General features: G+C 67.7%; 15 protein-coding genes. 6 read left to right on the forward strand and 9 right to left on the reverse strand.

What is annotated here, in order from left to right; translation table 11 throughout:
• Positions 1–7: 7 nt before the first annotated feature.
• Positions 8–433, forward strand: coding sequence for a YciI family protein (locus O2L52_RS00540; protein ID WP_373897062.1), 426 nt, complete (start codon positions 8–10; stop codon positions 431–433).
• Positions 434–438: 5 nt separating this feature from the next.
• Positions 439–1,704, forward strand: a complete 1,266-nt coding sequence (locus O2L52_RS00545; protein WP_270113328.1) for an RNA polymerase sigma factor — start codon at positions 439–441, stop codon at positions 1,702–1,704.
• A 286-nt stretch (positions 1,705–1,990) separates the two neighbouring features.
• Here O2L52_RS00545 and O2L52_RS25365 read toward each other — a convergent pair whose 3' ends face one another.
• Complete coding sequence (locus O2L52_RS25365; protein WP_344474331.1) at positions 1,991–2,401, reverse strand: MerR family transcriptional regulator; 411 nt, start codon at positions 2,399–2,401, stop codon at positions 1,991–1,993.
• Positions 2,402–2,453: 52 nt separating this feature from the next.
• Here O2L52_RS25365 and O2L52_RS00555 point away from each other — a divergent pair, with 52 nt between their 5' ends.
• Positions 2,454–3,395 carry an SDR family NAD(P)-dependent oxidoreductase gene (locus tag O2L52_RS00555; protein WP_270113330.1) on the forward strand — a complete coding sequence of 314 codons (942 nt, stop codon included), beginning with the start codon at positions 2,454–2,456 and terminating at the stop codon, positions 3,393–3,395.
• A gap of 442 nt (positions 3,396–3,837) precedes the next feature.
• On the opposite strand, the gene O2L52_RS00560 is transcribed toward O2L52_RS00555, so the two are convergent.
• Positions 3,838–4,839: a hypothetical protein gene (locus tag O2L52_RS00560; protein WP_270113331.1), complete on the reverse strand. Its 1,002-nt coding sequence runs from the start codon at positions 4,837–4,839 to the stop codon at positions 3,838–3,840.
• Between the two features lie 265 nt (positions 4,840–5,104).
• Between O2L52_RS00560 and O2L52_RS00565 the strand changes: the two genes are divergently transcribed.
• Both O2L52_RS00565 and O2L52_RS00570 read left to right on the forward strand, forming a co-directional pair.
• Positions 5,105–6,709 carry an Hsp70 family protein gene (locus tag O2L52_RS00565; RefSeq protein ID WP_270113332.1) on the forward strand — a complete coding sequence of 535 codons (1,605 nt, stop codon included), beginning with the start codon at positions 5,105–5,107 and terminating at the stop codon, positions 6,707–6,709.
• 176 nt (positions 6,710–6,885) lie between these two features.
• Positions 6,886–7,149: an ATP-binding protein gene (locus O2L52_RS00570; protein WP_270113333.1), complete on the forward strand. Its 264-nt coding sequence runs from the start codon at positions 6,886–6,888 to the stop codon at positions 7,147–7,149.
• 405 nt (positions 7,150–7,554) lie between these two features.
• Here the strand turns inward: O2L52_RS00570 and O2L52_RS00575 are convergent, their stop codons facing one another.
• The gene (locus O2L52_RS00575; RefSeq protein WP_270113334.1) at positions 7,555–10,356 is read right to left on the reverse strand and encodes a CHAT domain-containing protein; all 2,802 of its coding nucleotides are present in this window, start codon (positions 10,354–10,356) and stop codon (positions 7,555–7,557) included.
• Positions 10,353–10,730 (reverse strand): hypothetical protein, encoded by a 378-nt coding sequence (locus O2L52_RS00580; RefSeq protein ID WP_270113335.1) that lies wholly within the window; start codon positions 10,728–10,730, stop codon positions 10,353–10,355. Before O2L52_RS00580 ends, O2L52_RS00575 begins: the two co-directional genes overlap by 4 nt.
• 372 nt (positions 10,731–11,102) lie before the next feature.
• On the opposite strand from O2L52_RS00580, the gene nhaA reads away from it, so the two are divergent.
• Positions 11,103–12,482: a Na+/H+ antiporter NhaA gene (nhaA, locus tag O2L52_RS00585; RefSeq protein ID WP_270113336.1), complete on the forward strand. Its 1,380-nt coding sequence runs from the start codon at positions 11,103–11,105 to the stop codon at positions 12,480–12,482.
• Positions 12,483–12,723: 241 nt separating this feature from the next.
• Here nhaA and O2L52_RS00590 read toward each other — a convergent pair whose 3' ends face one another.
• The 5 genes from O2L52_RS00590 to O2L52_RS00610 all read right to left on the reverse strand — a co-directional run bounded on the left by O2L52_RS00590 (position 12,724) and on the right by O2L52_RS00610 (position 15,617).
• Positions 12,724–13,155: a YbaB/EbfC family nucleoid-associated protein gene (locus O2L52_RS00590; protein ID WP_270113337.1), complete on the reverse strand. Its 432-nt coding sequence runs from the start codon at positions 13,153–13,155 to the stop codon at positions 12,724–12,726.
• Positions 13,156–13,312: 157 nt separating this feature from the next.
• A complete protein-coding gene (locus O2L52_RS00595) occupies positions 13,313–13,879 on the reverse strand; it encodes a hypothetical protein (protein WP_270113338.1) in 567 nt (188 codons plus the stop codon).
• On the reverse strand, positions 13,876–14,961 hold the full coding sequence (locus O2L52_RS00600; protein WP_270113339.1) for a hypothetical protein: 1,086 nt from the start codon (positions 14,959–14,961) through the stop codon (positions 13,876–13,878). The genes O2L52_RS00595 and O2L52_RS00600 overlap by 4 nt, the downstream gene beginning before the upstream one ends.
• Entirely contained in the window at positions 14,961–15,287 is a 327-nt protein-coding gene (locus O2L52_RS00605) for a hypothetical protein (protein WP_270113340.1), read from the reverse strand. The genes O2L52_RS00600 and O2L52_RS00605 overlap by 1 nt, the downstream gene beginning before the upstream one ends.
• A 3-nt stretch (positions 15,288–15,290) precedes the next feature.
• On the reverse strand, positions 15,291–15,617 hold the full coding sequence (locus O2L52_RS00610) for a YbaB/EbfC family nucleoid-associated protein (RefSeq protein WP_270113342.1): 327 nt from the start codon (positions 15,615–15,617) through the stop codon (positions 15,291–15,293).
• Between the last annotated feature and the right edge of the window lie 113 nt (positions 15,618–15,730).

Genomic DNA, 15,730 nt, shown 5'->3' on the forward strand with positions numbered 1-15,730 from the left:
ACGTGATATGCGCGTGATGGTGATGACGAAGGGCGACGGCGCCGACGAAGGCAAGGGCGAGCCCACCACCGAGATGTTCGAGCAGATGCGGATCTTCAACGAGCAGCTCGTCAACGCCGGCATCATGCTCGGAGGAGAAGGTCTTCAGCCGTCAAGCGTCGGCGCGAAGGTCGCCTTCTCCGCCGCCGGGACCTCGATCGTCGACGGACCGTTCACCGAGGCCAAAGAGGTGATCGCAGGCTATTGGATCTGGGAGGTCAGCTCTCTGGCCGAAGCGGTCGAATGGGCGAAACGGTGCCCGTTCGACCCCGCGTACGGCCAGTCCCAGGTTCTGGAGATCCGGCCTCTGTTCGACATGGCCGATCTCGCCCGAAGCGTCGACGAGGAAACCCTCGCCCGCAGCGCCGAGCTGCAGGAACGCCCTCCGGAGTAGCCGCCATGGATCTTCAGGAATCGGTCGAAGCCCTGTGGCGCATAGAGGCGCCGCAACTGATCGCGACGCTCGCCCGACGTATCGGCGACCTCGACGTCGCCGAAGACCTCACCGCAGAGGCGTTCGCGGCCGCCATCGAGCAGTGGTCGGTCGACGGCATCCCGCCCCGGCCCGGAGCGTGGCTGATGTCGACCGCACGGCACAAGGCCATCGACCGAGCCCGGCGAGAGGAGACCGCCCGCACCAAGGCGCCCCTCCTCGCCGCCGGGCGTCCTGAGGAACTTCCCGACATCGCCGACCAGGCGCTCAACCCGATCCCCGACGACCTGCTCACGATGCTCTTCACCACCTGCCACCCGATGCTCTCCCCCGACGCCCGGGTCGCACTCACCCTGCGCCTGTTCGGAGGTCTGACCACCGACGCGATCGCCCGGGCCTACCTGGTCCCCTCGCCGATCATCGGGCAGCGGATCACCCGCGCCAAACGCACGCTCGCCAAGGCCCGTGTGCCGATTGAGCGGCCCTCCGCCGAAGATCTTCCCCACCGCTTCGAGACGGTCCTGGAGGTCCTGTATGCGATCTTCAACGAGGGGTACTCGGCCTCTTCCGGAGACCGGCTCGTACGCACCGACCTCGCCATCGAGGCCATGCGAATGGGACGCATCCTGGCCGGGCTCGTCCCGACCGAACCGGAAGTCCTAGGCCTGGTCGCGCTCATGGAGCTCCAGGCCTCCCGGTTTCGCACCCGCACTGACTCCCAGGGCCTCCCGGTCCAGCTCCAGGACCAGGACCGCCGCCGCTGGGACCGCACCCTCATCGACCACGCCCTGAGGATGCTCGATCGCGCCCTCGAACTGAGCCGGCCTCTGGGCCCCTACGCGATCCAGGCCGCGATCGCGGCCTGCCATGCCCGCGCGGCCACGTTCGCCGACACCGACTGGGCGACCATCCTCGCCCTCTACGACGCACTGCTCCAGATCACCGGATCCCCTGTCGTCGAACTGAACCGAGCTGTCGCCGTCCTCTACCTCGACGGACCGCAAGCCGCTCTCGACGCCGTCGAACCTCTCCGCGGCGACCCGAGGCTGGCCCGCTACCACCTCCTCGGCGCCGTCCGCGGCGATCTCCTCGTCCGACTCGACCGCCACATCGAAGCCGCAGCGGAACTCGAGCATGCCGCTGCGCTCGCTCCGACCAGGCAGGAGCGGCAGCTCCTCCTCACGCGCATGGCGGCCTGCCTCGACGAAACCGCATCCGAGACGAACACCTGACGGCAGCCCGGCCGCAGGCGTAAGAACGAAGGCCGCCGCCGTTGCGCCAGGCCCTCGGCAGCGTCGGCGCGAAACTCACCGCCAAGATGGCCGAACAGCGCTCAGCCCCTCCGAAGGACAGCGTCGCCGACGCATTGGCCATGCCTCGGGCATCCCCGCAGGAATGATTTCGGCAAACTGCACGATTCACAGTCCCAGAACACCAGCTGCCTGGCCGCAGGTCGGGGGGACGGCGCTGAGCCGCTCGGCCGCGGCGACCAGGGACTGCGCCTGGGTTCGTTGATTCCTATGTGGGAGACCAGACTCCGGCCGCGGTTCCTTCGGCGACATGACGCTCGTACGTGGCGACCTTGCCGTGGATAACCGCGAGACAGGCGTGGAGGTCGTCGATCTTGGCCCGCACCTCCGCTTCGTGCTCTCGAAGCAGCTGGAGCCGTTCGGACTCGTTGCCAGTGCCCGCTCGGACGAGTTCGACGAACCTCCTGATCCGGGCGAGCGGCATACCGGATTCGCGGAGCCGGTTGCACAACCCGAGCCATTCGACGTCCTGCCGCTCGAAGACACGCCTGCCGCCCGCGTTTCGAGGAATATCGCGCAGGAACAGGCCTTCCCGTTCGAAGAACCGGATCGCGTGCACGCTCAGTCCGGACGTTTGGGCGACCGTGCCGATAGTGAGTTGTTCTACACCCTCTGCCACCCGGAAATCATAACTTGACCTAGAGCTCACTCTAGGATCTAGGGTCGCTCGCATGACCACGAAGCAACACAAGCTCAACTCGGGATTCAACGCCGACTCCACCGCTGACGAGGTACTTGCCGGCATCGACCTCACCGGCAGGACCGCGCTCGTCACCGGAGGCTATTCAGGTCTCGGCCTCGCGGCTACGAAGGCGCTGACCCGGGCCGGGGCGCACGTCATCGTCCCGGCGCGACGGCCCGCCGAGGCCACGGCTGCCCTAAAGCACGTGCCCCGCACCGAAGTCGACGCGCTCGACCTGGCCGACCTGGACAGTGTGCGGGGTTTCGCCGATCGCCGCATCGACGACGGACGCCGTCTCGACATCGTCATCAACAGTGCCGGTGTGATGGCCTGCCCCGAATCCAGAGTCGGCCCGGGTTGGGAGTCCCAGTTCGCAATCAACCACCTCGGTCACTTCGCCCTCATCGGGCGGCTGCGACCGGTACTCGCGAGTGCCGCCCGAGTCGTCGCCGTCACCTCGGGAGCGCACGGTCTAACTGATATCCGGTGGGACGACCCGCACTTCAACGCTGGCTACGACCGATGGCTGGCCTACGGGCAATCGAAGACTGCGAACGTCCTCTTCGCACTGCACCTCGACCGCCTTGGGCGCGAAACGGGACTGAGGGCCTTCGCCGCCCATCCCGGCAGCATCCTCACACCACTGCAGCGCCACTTCTCCCGGGAGGAGAAGGAATCGCTCGGTTGGATCACGTCGGACGGGACTGCGGCCGCAGGGTTCAAGACTCCGGAGCAGGGGGCGGCGACGGCGGTCTGGGCGGCGACCTCGCCGCTGCTGGAAGGCCATGGCGGCGTCTATTGCGAGGACTGCGATATCGCCGATCCCGCTGACGAGGCGGCGGACGGCGGTGTCAAGCCGTGGGCCATCGATCCCGAATCGGCTGCCCGTCTGTGGGAGCTCTCGGCAGAGCTCACCGGCGTGAACGGATAGACAGGTTGCGCGGCGACAAGGTTCTAGCAGCAAAGCGGCGCGCCTGATCATCGAAATCAACCTGGCGACCGGCCGTCGATGAAGGACCGATCACGGTCCGCCCCACGGACGCCAAGCGGCGAATCTTGGCGGTGCACCCGCGCTGCACACGGCGGTCGTCAACGGCTCACCCGCGATCATCGCGGCACTCCAGGACCGCGTCGTCGCCGCAGCGGTCTTCGAGCTCGACGGCTGCAAGGTCGCCCACGTGCACAGCCTCGCCGCCACCTCCCGGCTGCGCCGACTCGATGCGCGCTGGCGCACGGCCGACCACGGCGAAGCCGTGGTCGAAGCATGGTGACGCCGCCACGGTGAGCGCCCGCCGCCAGGCGTCCGAACGAAGACCACTATGGAATCGTGGCCCAGTTCGGGCGGCGGGGGCTCCCCGGTCGGTGGTGCCGCTTCAGCCTTCGCTCCGTCTGGTGCAGGCGCGCAATAGGAGTGCCAGTATCGACACACCCGCAGCCATCGCGACGAGGTGCTCCGCGACGGCGATGGCCGGTGTCTTCAACGGCGCTTGGCCGGTGACCGGGAAGATCACCCACAGGATTCGCCAGGCGTTCCAGGAAAAGAGGGACCCCGAGGCTATGAAGCCGACGGTGACGGGCATCCAGCGAGGGAGCCGTGCGAGGCCCGGGCCTGACAGTGCCCACGCGCTCCAGCCTCCGAGTACCGCCCACATGGCGCTCGTGGCCATCAGGAGTCGCACGTCGAGGTTCCACAGCTCTCGTGCATCGGGGTTGAGGCCGGCGGTTCCGCCTGCCGCCCAGTACGTCCACAGGACCGCCGAGACACCGGCCGCCGCCGCCAGAGCGGCAACAGGAAGCACCCGCGGGGGCCGCATTGCCCTGCGGAGGTCGCCGGTGGTGCCGGTGAACGCGTGAGGCCAGCGTTCGCGCATGTAGAGCGGCACGGCGACGAGCAGTCCGAGCGCCATCCCGGCGAAGCCGACGCTGATCAGCGACGTCTCCCATTGGGGAAGCACCGGCTCGCCCGCATCGGTCCCGCTCGGAACCTCCGCTCTGATCCCGGCCGCGTCGAGGAGCGCGGAGAGCGTCGTATACGGCAGCATGGAGACGAGGAACCCGCTTGCGGTCCATGCGAAAAGGATGACCAGTGACGCGGGGACCCGCATGCCCCATGGTTGCGCCAGCGCCAGTCCGAGCGTCACGCCGAGAGCTGCCATGGCGATGGTGACGGTGTTGAGAGTGATCCACTCGGGCAGGTGCGACTCCAGTTCCTGCGGCGCGGCTCCAGCAAGGGTGCCGAGGACCCATGTCACCTTGACGGCCAGGTACAGGGACATGGTCGCGGCCGCAGCGAAGCCCGCGGTGCGGCGGACCCTGACCTGCCGCCCCTGTGATGCCGTACGGGCCGCTGCAGTGTCGATGCGCTTGTCGCTCATGACGATGAGTCTTGCTGCTGGGCCGCGTTCGGACCTCACCCCGGCGAGGGGCCCCGCTCACTCCCACGGGGGAGGCGATCACCGAAGCGAAGCAGCCGCCGCTCGGATCATCGCCTCCGCAACAGCAGAAGCCGACCCGAGCGAGCAAACCCAGGGAGGATCACAGCCACCCTTGAGGAGACCGTTCGACGTCCGTGCATGCTGCCTTCCTGCAGCTGTTGCATGGTGAGCGCATGACTGGCGTGGGGAAAGTAGGGTTTTCGGTATGTCCATGGCCTCTCTCCTGAGCATCGACTTCGGCACCTCCCACACCGTCGCCGCGCTCCGCCACGCGAGCGGGAACCCGGAGTCGGTCCTGTTCGACGGCTCGCCCCTGCTGCCCTCGGCCGTATTCGCCGAGGCCGACGGGCAGCTCACCGTGGGGCGTGACGCCCGTGATGCGGCACGCCGCGACCCGGCCCGGTTCGAGCCGCACCCGAAACGACGCGTCGACGACGGGACCGTGCTCCTGGGCGACCTGGAGTTCCCCGTGTGCGACCTGTTCGCAGCCGTGCTCACCAAGGTGCGCACCGAGTGTGCGCGAATCCTCGGCAACGCCCCGGCCACCGTGACATTGACTCACCCAGCCGCCTGGGGCCCGACCCGGCGACTGGTCTTGGAGGACGCGGCGAAGGCCGCGGGGTTCGCGACCGTGAGCATGCTGCCCGAGCCCGTCGCCGCGGCGACCTACTACGTCGCCGCACTCGGCCACCTGGTCCCGGTCGGCGCCGCCGTCGTGGTGCATGACTTCGGCGGCGGCACCTTCGACGCGAGCGTGGTGCGACGCAGTGAGACCGGATTCGAGTTGCTCGTCGTCGACGGTCTGGACGACCTCGGCGGCATCGACATCGACGCCGCGATCATCGGCCACTTCGAAGCGCACTTCAGCGCTGAAGCGGTCTGGCGGGACCTCCTCGCTCCGACCACTCCCGTGCAGTGGCGACAGTGGCAGCACCTCTACGACGAAGTGCGACAGGCGAAGGAGCGGCTGTCCCGCCACTCCAGCGCGGACCTGTTCGTCCCGGGGATCGACCGGGAACTCCACCTCACGCGCGACGAACTGGACGCGCTCACCCGGCCCCTACTCGCCCGGGCGACGAGAACTGTCGCGGCGGTGATCCGCAGCGCGCGCCTTCCGGAGTCATCGGTGGTCGGCATCTTCCTTGTGGGCGGTGCAAGCCGGATGCCGCTGGTGGCCACCATGCTCCACCAGGAGACCGGACGGCCGCCGACGATGATCGACCGGATGGAACAAGTAGTCGCACACGGTGCCCTCCTGACTCCGCCGGACGCGAGGGCGGCCGATACCTGGTCCGCTCGCCCACGGGGGGATTACCGGCCCGCTCTGCCGCCTGATCAGCCGATGCAGCGGCGGCAGTTGACAAGCCCGCCGGCGGCGAGTGCGCCGCTGCTCGCGCCGAAGCGGGAGCGCCTGCCATGGGTGCTATGGATGTTCGGGGCGTTCTTGTCCCTCCAAGCGATGCCGCTGACGGCAGGGCTGTACGCCGAGTACTACGCCGGCGACGAGCACTTGGCCTACTTCCTCAATACCGGAAGGTTTCTCGTCCTGGCCTGCATCCCGCTGCTGTGGGTGCGCCGGCCTTGGGCGTGGCAGGTACTCATCGCGGCGCAGTCGGTCGTGATACCGCTGCTTGTGCTCGTACCGGTGCTACAGGCACTCGGCTGGTTCGGTCTGGAAAGGGTCACCACGGCGCCGATTCTCGAACCGCCCGCGGCGGTGGCGGTGTTGCTGCTGCTCACCGCGTTCACTGCCACGGGCCTACTGCTCCTGTCCAACCACGCCCCCCAGCGCTGGTTCAAACGCCGCTGAGTCGAGTTCGAGAATCGAGCAAGCGACCGGTCGAATCGCCGGCGCTACAACGAGACCCGACTCCCCATTCAAATCACGGATCGGCCCGACCTCCGGTGCAAAGGTTTTACCAGGTCGGGCGCGGGTACCGTCTCCAGCGCCAGTGAGGTGGCGTTCGCTGCCGCCGGCACCGCGGTATGCCCTCGAACGCGCGGTCGACCGCCGCTCCATCGAGAACGCGCGGTAATTCGCCACCGCTCACGGACGTCACCAACGGACTCAGCGGAAACCGGCTCATCGACCTGGAGATCGCCGTAACCGAACTGGTCACCAACAGCGTCCTCCACGGCGGCGGATCCGGGCTCTTGCGGATCTGGACTGAACACGACCAGCTGGTGTGCGAGGTCAGCGATGCCGGGCACATCTCCGACCCGCTCCTCGGACGCCGCCCGGTTGACTAGACCATCCGCGGCGCCGGTCTGCCCTGGTCAACCACGCAGTAGACCTCGTCCGCATGCACACCACCAGTCTGGGCACCGCCATTAGGATCCATCTGCGACGCGATGCCGGATCCTGATACTCCCGGTCAGGAGGGCCGGTCTCCCAAGCGCTCAACTCGGGGACATTGGCGACCACGACCACCCAGTAGGGTGCTCACTTCGCGGTGTCCTCAGGCGCGCCGGACCACGGATTGGACCGGCTCATCCTGCGCCTGTTCGCCCGCAACAAGGAAGGCCGTATCGTCGCCGCACAGACGCTCCCGCCCGCGGGCGGGATCGCCCGGACCTCCGGTAGGACGCTGCCGCCGCCGGGCTCGGCAGGAGCGGAAATGAGGCCGGCCCATTTGGCTGAACCAGACGTGGCAATCACGCGCCGTAGTGGATCAGAGTCGCCCAAAGGTCGGGCCGGCCGGGGTGCTCCGCTCTGATGTCGAGGCTGACCTGCCGCAGCGTCTCTGCCGCCGAATCCGGACTCGGCGACCGTTGGACCCGGTCGTAGAAGGCCTTTGCCGCGCGCCTGGCGATTTGGTCCTCAAGGGGCCACAGGCTCGCAACCACATGCCGGAATCCGGCCAGTTGAAACGCGGACGCCACATGGATGGCCTCATCGACGTTCAGCGCGCCGCCCTGAGCGGTGGAGCAGGCCGACAGGTAGGCGAGTTCGGCATCCCGGAGCCACAGGCCACCGATCGCGGCGCTGGGGAGCGCCCCGTCGTGGAGTCGAAGGCCGCTCTTGGAAGGCGACTGCAGGTCGGCCGTGGCGTGGCAGGCGAAGTGCGCCCAGGTCGAGGCGGGCAGTGCCTTCAGCACTCGTTCGGCACTCGCCTGGCCGTCCTTGAACGCCAGGGCCTCCGGGAGCTGTTCGAGCAGCGATGCGGCCTCGGCGGCGGCCCCGGGCAGGTCGATCATGCCGGGCGTGCGCGCAAGGGCGACAACCAGTTGCCGCCGCTGCGCCGCAGTCGAGGGCCGGCGTGCGAACTTGAGCATCCGCAGACTTGTCGTGTAGGAGGAGACCATCGCACTCAGCGCACCGGGCTCGCCGGGCCGGCCCGCGGCGTGCAGAGGCAGCAGGCCGAGGGCGCCAATAGGCAGCCACCAGACTTTCGGGGCCGTGCCGGTCTCGGGTAGGGCGTCCACGACCGGGCCGGCGGCCGTGTCCCACAACCAGTCCAGGACTTCCGTCAGCTCACGCGCCTGGTTCCGGCCAGCACCGCTGCGTGCGCCCTGGGTACAGGCGAGTACGTCGGCCGCGCGGTTCCTTGCGTCCTCGCCGTTGAGGCCTGGCAGGGGCACGGTCCGCGGTTCCCCTTCGGCGTTCACGATGATCGCGTGTCCTCGCCGTTCCCCGGCGTTGACGAGGACGACATGCCCGCCCTGTGCCGCGCTCCGGAGCTGCTCGATCGGCGCGGGACGCAGGAAGTACTGGAAGTCGCGCCGGCGGCGGATCTGCTTCAGGAGCTCGTCGTACTCCGCCCATCGGCGGCGCCGACCGCCGTCGGGGCCCTCGAGTCGCTTTCCGCTCTCGCGAAAGCGCCGGGCCAAATCCGGGTGCGCTTCCTCGAGATCGGTCAGGTCGGTTCGGGCGTCGAGTTGCCTGCCGGCCTGCAGTCCGCGGCCCGCCTCGGCGATCGCCACCGCCGCGGCGGGGTCGCCCGCGACGCAGTGGGCGGCGACCGCTTCACTTACCACCCCGAACTGACCGCTGATCAGGTATTCCTGATCGAGGGGGGCGATCTCGCGAGCGGATACGAGCGGTAGCAACTCGACCGCCGTGTCGAGATGCTCGATCGCAATGTCGAACACGCCCATGTCGAGGGCCAGGCCTCCGACCACGTAGTGCGCTCGCGCCCGCTCGTACGGCGTCGAGGACGAGCAGCCGTGCGCCAGCGTCGCCAGCCGGTCCAAGACCTGCCGGTCGACGGTGCGCCCCGGCTGCCCCAAACGCAACAGGTGGGCGACTGCGAGGTTGGTGAGCGCGCCCGCGGCGGCCGGGTGGCCCTCCTCGGCAAGGGCAAGCGCTGCCGCTCCCCGGTCGACCGCGCGGTCGAGGTCGGCTTCCGCCCCGTTCCTGCGGTACCGGCGCCGGTAGGCGAGGCCGAGATTCGACAAAGCGGTGAGCTTGTAGTCGCCTTCGAGTCCGTTCAGCGACCGTTCGCCGAACGCGATCGCCCGATCCCCGTCGGTTCGCGATCCCGTTGCCGCATAACGCGTCAGATACGCGATGGCGAGATTGTTCAGGTGGTCGGCTCCGGGCTCCTGACCACGCACTGCCCGTTCGCCGTATTCGACGGCTCGATCGAGGTCCTGTTTCAGACTCAGCCGCTCATAGCGCAGCCGGTGAACTTCACCGAGGACCGAGAAGCATTGTGCCCGAATCGGATCGCGCTTGGGAAGGATCGTCTTTGCCCGGTCGAGCAGTTCCAGCGCGCGATCGAGATCGGCCATGATGCCGGTCAGGGTGTACCGGGTCAGGTGCGCGATTCCTATCTTGGTGGCGAGGTCCGCCCAGTTCGCGTCCCACCGGGTGATCAGGACCAGTGCCCGCTCCCAATAATCGACGACGTGGTCCATCGACTCGGCGGCTCCGGTTCGGACGTATTGCAGCCGGTGGGCGTAGCCCAGGTCGACAAGCACACCGGCGTAGTCCGGGTCCCTTTTGGGCAGCGTCGCTAGCAGCTGGTCGAGGTGGCCCACGGCGCGGTCCAGGTCGGCAGGGTCCTTGAGCGCCTCATACTGTCGCACATACAGGTCCGCCAGCGACTTGAGGGCGTCCGAACGCTTCGGCGAATCGGGCGAGATCTGATTGATCAGCCGCTCGGATTTCGCCAGTTCGGCCGGATTCGGTTCGGTCTCGCAGAACTCCATCCGGGCGAGAGCGAGGTACCAGAGCCGCGTATCCCGTTCGGGGTGACGCGCCGGTGTCGCGGCGCACGCCGCTTCCAGGAGTAGGACCGCGGCGTGCAGGAGTACCGCGTCCCCGCCCGACATGGCCATGCCCAGGAACTGCCGTGCGGACAGCACCTGGAGATCCGTGTCCGCGTTCGGTCCGACCAAATGCGCTTGGTGGACCGGCACGCTCTGCGTGCCCATCCTGCCGGTGCCGGACACGATCGCTCTGGCCGCTTCCAGGAATATGGCGTCGTCGCCGGAACCTCGTCGTGGGCTCATCGTGTCAGTCCCCTTACCGCTTCGAGCGAGGTCGGGCCCGCGGTCGCTAACAGTGCGTACAGATAGGAGTCGATCAGCGAGTACTGCGCGGCCGAGCGCGTGGCCGTCGGCGGGCTCGTGCGCTCTCTTCCCTTCCGCACCATGGTGTTGACCAGGACCGGCGTCGACACGCCGACATACAGCGCGCCCCAGTACGTGGTCGCCGGCAGTGCCATTGCCAGTACGCCCCCGACCCCCGCGAAAGCCAGCGAGACCGCGAGATAGAACCACGACCACCGGAAGCGCTCGGGCGCGCTGCGAATCGCGTAGAGGCGCACGATCTCCGGAGCCAGCGCGCCGACCATGCCGAGGAGGAATACGACCGAAAGACTCACAGAAACACTATGCACGAATCAGACGATCCTGGCAATCACGAGAAGGCCTGAGCGCCAACGCCAGAGCATTCCTAATCCTGCAGTGCTGGCATGTCTGACAACCCTGGAAACTCACCCCCCGCGATCCGCCAGCGAGCATTGCCTGGCGCGGGAATCCACGGTCTGCAGGCTGGTGCTTCGGGTTCGCCGATGCGGATCGCCCGCCACCGCTGCATCGCATTGGTGGTCCCACCTCCCGCGAGCGCCGCAAAAGTCCCACTCGTAACCGACCATCTCGGGGTGGCAATGCGTCTGCGGTAGGGTGTGGCCTGGTGTGCCGGGAAGTCTGGTCGGCGGAATTTTGACCCTGCCCTCTGATCGGAGCTCCCGCCCGTGCAGTCCTCGAAAGAGCCCTGGACCTCTCCGTTGTGGCGTTCGCGCCCTGCGTTCCTGTACTCCAGCAAGCCGCTCGCCCGCTTTGTCGGGCGACCGGCCGCCGCGTTCCTCCATATCGAGCCCGCTTCGGGGATCGTGCTGCTGGCGTGCGCGGTCATCGCGATGGTCTGGGCGAACTCGCCGTGGGCCGCTTCGTACGAGTGGCTGTGGGGCCTGGACATCAGCCTGCACATCGGCGGCTTCGAGCTGCACCACTCGCTGCGCGACTGGATCAACGACGGTCTCATGGCGATCTTCTTCTTCGTGGTGGGCATGGAGATCAAGAGCGAGATCGTCTCCGGAGAACTGCGGAGCATCCGCAACGCCGTCGCCCCGATCGCGGGCGCGATCGGCGGCATGGCCGTCCCCGCACTCGTCTACGCAGCGTTCAACGCCGGCGGTCCGGGCGCGGGCGGCTGGGGCGTCCCGATGGCCACCGACATCGCATTCGCCGTCGGCGTGCTGGCGCTGTTCGGCTCCCGCATCCCTTCAGCGGCGCGGGTATTCTTGCTGACCCTCGCCATCGTCGACGACCTCGGCGCGATCGCGGTCATCGCCGTCTTCTACACCGAGGAGGTGTCCCTGGGCTGGCTCGCCGCCGCCGGGGTCATTCTGGTGATTGCGATCGGGCTGCGCCTGCTCAACGTCTGGTCCGCGCCGGTCTACCTCATCGTCGGCCTCGCCCTGTGGCTGGCCATGCTCGAATCCGGCGTCCACGCCACCATCGCGGGCGTCGTCATGGGCTTGATCATCGCCGCCAAGCCCTTGTTCGACCCGGCCGCCGCGCACGCGCGGGCCCAGGAGCTGGCCAAGGAAGGGCTCACGGCCGAAGAGACCGAACAGTTGGTCCGGTTGCGCCGCGACGCCCTCGCACCGACCGACCGACTCCAGGCAGCCAACCACCCGTTCTCCTCGTTCGTGGTGCTCCCGCTGTTCGCACTCGCCAACGCCGGCGTCGTCCTCTCCGGCGACCTGCTCGCCACCGCCGCGACCTCCGCGGTGACTCTCGGCATCGTCCTGGGGCTCGTGCTGGGCAAGACGGTCGGCATCACGCTCGCGACCTGGATCGCGGTGAAACTCGGCGCGGGCCGCCTGCCGACCGGCACGAGCTGGCCGCTGCTGGTAGGCATCGCGGCGGTCGCCGGGATCGGGTTTACGGTGGCGCTGTTCATCACCGAGCTCGCCTTCCGCGGCGAGGGCACCGAGCTGCTTACCGACGAGGCGAAGATCGGGGTCCTCGCCGGATCGCTCATCGCCGCACTCCTGGGCGCCGGCCTCGTCGCCCTCACCGCGCCCAAACGCCCGTCTCGACAGGACGAGTCGAAGCAGCTCTCCTGATCGACTTCCAATCCGCGTCATGCCGGGCCTCACTGAGCCGTTCGCAAGCCAGCCATCTTCATCCATCATTGATGGTGGCCGTAGGCCTGCTTGTCCGCTAGGTCGCGGCTGCGGTCTATATGCTCGCTGCCGCGCTCGAGTTCGCCAGCGCCGTATTCATCCCGGCGAGACCATGCTCCACTGGCTCCAAACCCGCCGCAACATCAATGCATCGCAGCAGTTGGAGCGTGGTGGAGTCATCCTATTCCTCGACCCGCTGTTGCGCGCGCTCCGCGGCAGCCTGCTCCATGAGGCGGTGTGCGAGGTTGCGGGTCCGCGCGTTGTGGTCGACGGCGCCCTCCACAAGGTCACGGGTGCGTTCGCGGGCTGCGGCCGCGGCTCGGTCGTAGGTGTCGACGACCAGTGCGGCGAGGTCGATGGGAGCGACCGACGCTGCGGCCGGCAGGAACTCGACGTCGACGAGTTCACCGGAGATCGTCGCGGTCACGGCGACCTCGCCGCCGTCGGATACGACGCGGACGCTCATGGCGTCGATGAGGGCCCGCGCCGGCTGTGCCTGTCGGCGCAGCACCGCCATCTGCTTTTCGAAGTCGGTCATGAACCCGGCGAGGTCGAACGCCGCTGCCTGGTCGGCGCCGGCACCGCCGATGTCGCCTTGAGGGGTCTCGCTCACTGGTGCTCCTTCGGGAACGCGCCGTGCTACAGGAGTAGCGGCATGCTTGACTGCCGGATGTCAGTCCCTTATCAACACCACAGTAGTTCCGGTTCACCTTGTGTCGCAAGGCGAGTGATTCGCGACATGACAGGCAACCATCAATCGCGCCTACTGGTCAGCGGTTTTTGCGCTGCGTTTTGCGGTGTGCGGCTTTTGCGCCTTCGAGCAATGTCATCGCAGCGACGGCGATCCACAACGGCGCTACGAGAACGTAGACAGGGAACAAGATCTCGACGCCCTCAGGTATCAAGGCTTCCTGCAGAGGTCTCGTTATTGCAAAGATCAGCGACCAGGCGCCCCCGCACAGCAGCGCGAGGTACGCATGCCGTGCGGGGTAGTGCTCGTGGTAGCGCCGTCGCACCTCGGCCTTGAAGCCGGGATCGCTGTGCCAGGCCTGCCAGACGATGCGGCGGCGGCCCTCACCCTGGGACGAGGCGAGCGCACGCAGCTCATTGTCGATGACCTGCTGCCGCAGTGCCGATTCCGTCCGGGGATCGTCGTAGTGCTCTTCCTGGTTGAAGAAGAGCCCGCGCCGCTCGGCCACTTCGAACTTGATGTCGTCCAGTTTCACGCCGGGCAGGACGAAGCCGCGGTACAGCACGGTCAGGACCCCTGCCAGCCATAGCACGATCCCTCCCGCGATGACCGCGACTTCGACCAGACCCGTAGTGGCGGCGCTCATCCGCCGTCCTGCACCGCACCTGGTGTGCCGCCCAGTAGGCTCTTGAACCCGGTCATCGGGTAGCCGGTGATGATGTCGCCGAGGCCCTTGCCGAGCCCGTCCCAGTTGAAGAGGTCGGTCGCCCCCTTCGTCGGTAGGTTCCCCGAGCCCCAGGGGTTCGAGATGGTGTCGAAGATCGATTTCGCGTTGTCGGCCTGGTAGCCGGACTTGAAGCCCTGCGTGCCCGGGCTGGGAATGTCGTTGCGGATCCGGTTGATCAGATCCGCGAACTTCATGTCCGTGCCCTTGGCGAGCGAGCCGAACGAGAGGTCGATCTGCTTGGCCGAGCTGAACTTGGACAGGACCCGGCCGAGGTCCCCGACGATCTCGTTCAGCTTCGTGAAGCGGGTGCCGAGCATCTGCATGGCGTCGCCGAGCTTGGTGAGGTGCTTCATGATCTTCGCGCCCACGCTCATCGCGTCCACGATGATGCCGCCGATCATCGCAGCGAACGAACCCCCGAGGGTGATCCACGATGAGGCCAGGGCCGCGAGGGCGTACATGATCGCGCGGGAGACGAAGTCGCAGATCAGCTCCAGGATCAGGCCGCGGGTGACGGCCGTCCAGATGCCCATGACCATCATGTAGCCGCCCATGACATCGGCCGCGGTGCCCGCGCCCTTGATGGCGTCGCCGAAGTCGTTCAGCAGCGCCCGGTAGGCGTCGGCGGCGTCGCCTTCCCATTCGGACAGCGAGTCCAGTTCGGACTTGAGGTCCTCGCCGGCCTGGTCGAGCACGTCGGCGATGTTGCCCCAGGTGTCCTTGGTCGCGTTGATCGCGCCAGGGTCCCCGGCCACCCATTCCAGCGGCTCTTTCAAGAAGTCGACGTGCTCGATGAGGAACCCGACCCCGGCCATGAGGAACTCTTTGAACGGGTTGGCGACGAAGGCGAGCAGGTCGAGCGCGGCCACGGTCCCGTTGAGGGCGTACTCCAGGCCCGTGTCGGAGTTGAGGAGGTCCTGCGCACTCGCGGCCGCGCGGGCGCCGTCGAGCTCGGTCAGAGGCGGATTGTCGGCGCTGTCGTTGACGATGATGTCGCTCATCAGTTCCCTGCTCGCAGATACTGGTTGAAGCTTTCGGCCACCGAGGAATCGCACTCCTCATAGGCATCGCAGGTCGCCTTGACACGGACCGACGCCTCTTTCGCGGCCTCCCTGGCGGATTCGATGAGGCTCGTGGCGATGGCAGCGATCGCCATGGCGCCCAGTGCGAACGGCTGGTTGACGATCCCGTAGTCGAGCGCGCTCCCGGCGCCTTTGGCCTCGGCGGCCGCGTGCGCCTGCGTGACCGGCCCGATCACCTTGGCGTCCAGGCCGTCCACGTGGGTCTGGAACGCCGCGGGGTCGGGAACGTTGAATCCTTCTCCCATGGCCTACTCCTCGCCCTGCGACCGTGCGCGGGCTTGGCGCACCAGGTCGTTGTCCTCACCGAACACCGACGCCAACGCGCCGGTGGCGCTGCGGCCTGCCTGCTCCGCCGCCTCGCGGTAGGTCTCCTTGATCAACGCAGCGAGCGCTTGGGCCGACATCTGCCGACTGGCAGGGCTCAACTGGAGATCCTGCAGCGACCCGCCGATACCGACGGTCACCGTCACCTCCCCCTCCGGGGAGGACGCGGACGCCTGCGCCGCTTCCATCGCCTCGCCCAAGGACGAGGCCTTCTCCACCATCGAGGCCATCCGGCCCTGGAACTCTCGCATGTAGCCTTCGGGGTCTTCGAAAACTGAGGGCAAGACGCAGCCGCCTTCCATGTCTAAGGGGTGAACTCCGCAAGGCTAGCAGGGGAACTCAAACACTATGGACCGCTTGGGAT

Origin of the sequence: Glycomyces algeriensis, assembly GCF_027622855.1 — a bacterium.
Classification (GTDB): Bacteria; Actinomycetota; Actinomycetes; order Mycobacteriales; family Micromonosporaceae; genus Glycomyces; species Glycomyces algeriensis.

Excerpts from the sequence above, each read along its gene's own strand:
- O2L52_RS00605 (WP_270113340.1), bottom strand. The coding sequence starts at position 15,287 with ATGGGAGAAGGATTCAACGTTCCCGACCCCGCGGCGTTCCAGACCCAC.
- O2L52_RS00555 (WP_270113330.1), top strand. The coding sequence starts at position 2,454 with ATGACCACGAAGCAACACAAGCTCAACTCGGGATTCAACGCCGACTCC.
- O2L52_RS00560 (WP_270113331.1), bottom strand. The coding sequence starts at position 4,839 with ATGAGCGACAAGCGCATCGACACTGCAGCGGCCCGTACGGCATCACAG.
- O2L52_RS00570 (WP_270113333.1), top strand. The coding sequence starts at position 6,886 with ATGCCCTCGAACGCGCGGTCGACCGCCGCTCCATCGAGAACGCGCGGT.
- O2L52_RS00600 (WP_270113339.1), bottom strand. The coding sequence starts at position 14,961 with ATGAGCGACATCATCGTCAACGACAGCGCCGACAATCCGCCTCTGACC.
- O2L52_RS00595 (WP_270113338.1), bottom strand. The coding sequence starts at position 13,879 with ATGAGCGCCGCCACTACGGGTCTGGTCGAAGTCGCGGTCATCGCGGGA.
- O2L52_RS00545 (WP_270113328.1), top strand. The coding sequence starts at position 439 with ATGGATCTTCAGGAATCGGTCGAAGCCCTGTGGCGCATAGAGGCGCCG.
- O2L52_RS00575 (WP_270113334.1), bottom strand. The coding sequence starts at position 10,356 with ATGAGCCCACGACGAGGTTCCGGCGACGACGCCATATTCCTGGAAGCG.
- O2L52_RS00540 (WP_373897062.1), top strand. The coding sequence starts at position 8 with ATGCGCGTGATGGTGATGACGAAGGGCGACGGCGCCGACGAAGGCAAG.
- O2L52_RS00610 (WP_270113342.1), bottom strand. The coding sequence starts at position 15,617 with ATGCGAGAGTTCCAGGGCCGGATGGCCTCGATGGTGGAGAAGGCCTCG.
- O2L52_RS00565 (WP_270113332.1), top strand. The coding sequence starts at position 5,105 with ATGTCCATGGCCTCTCTCCTGAGCATCGACTTCGGCACCTCCCACACC.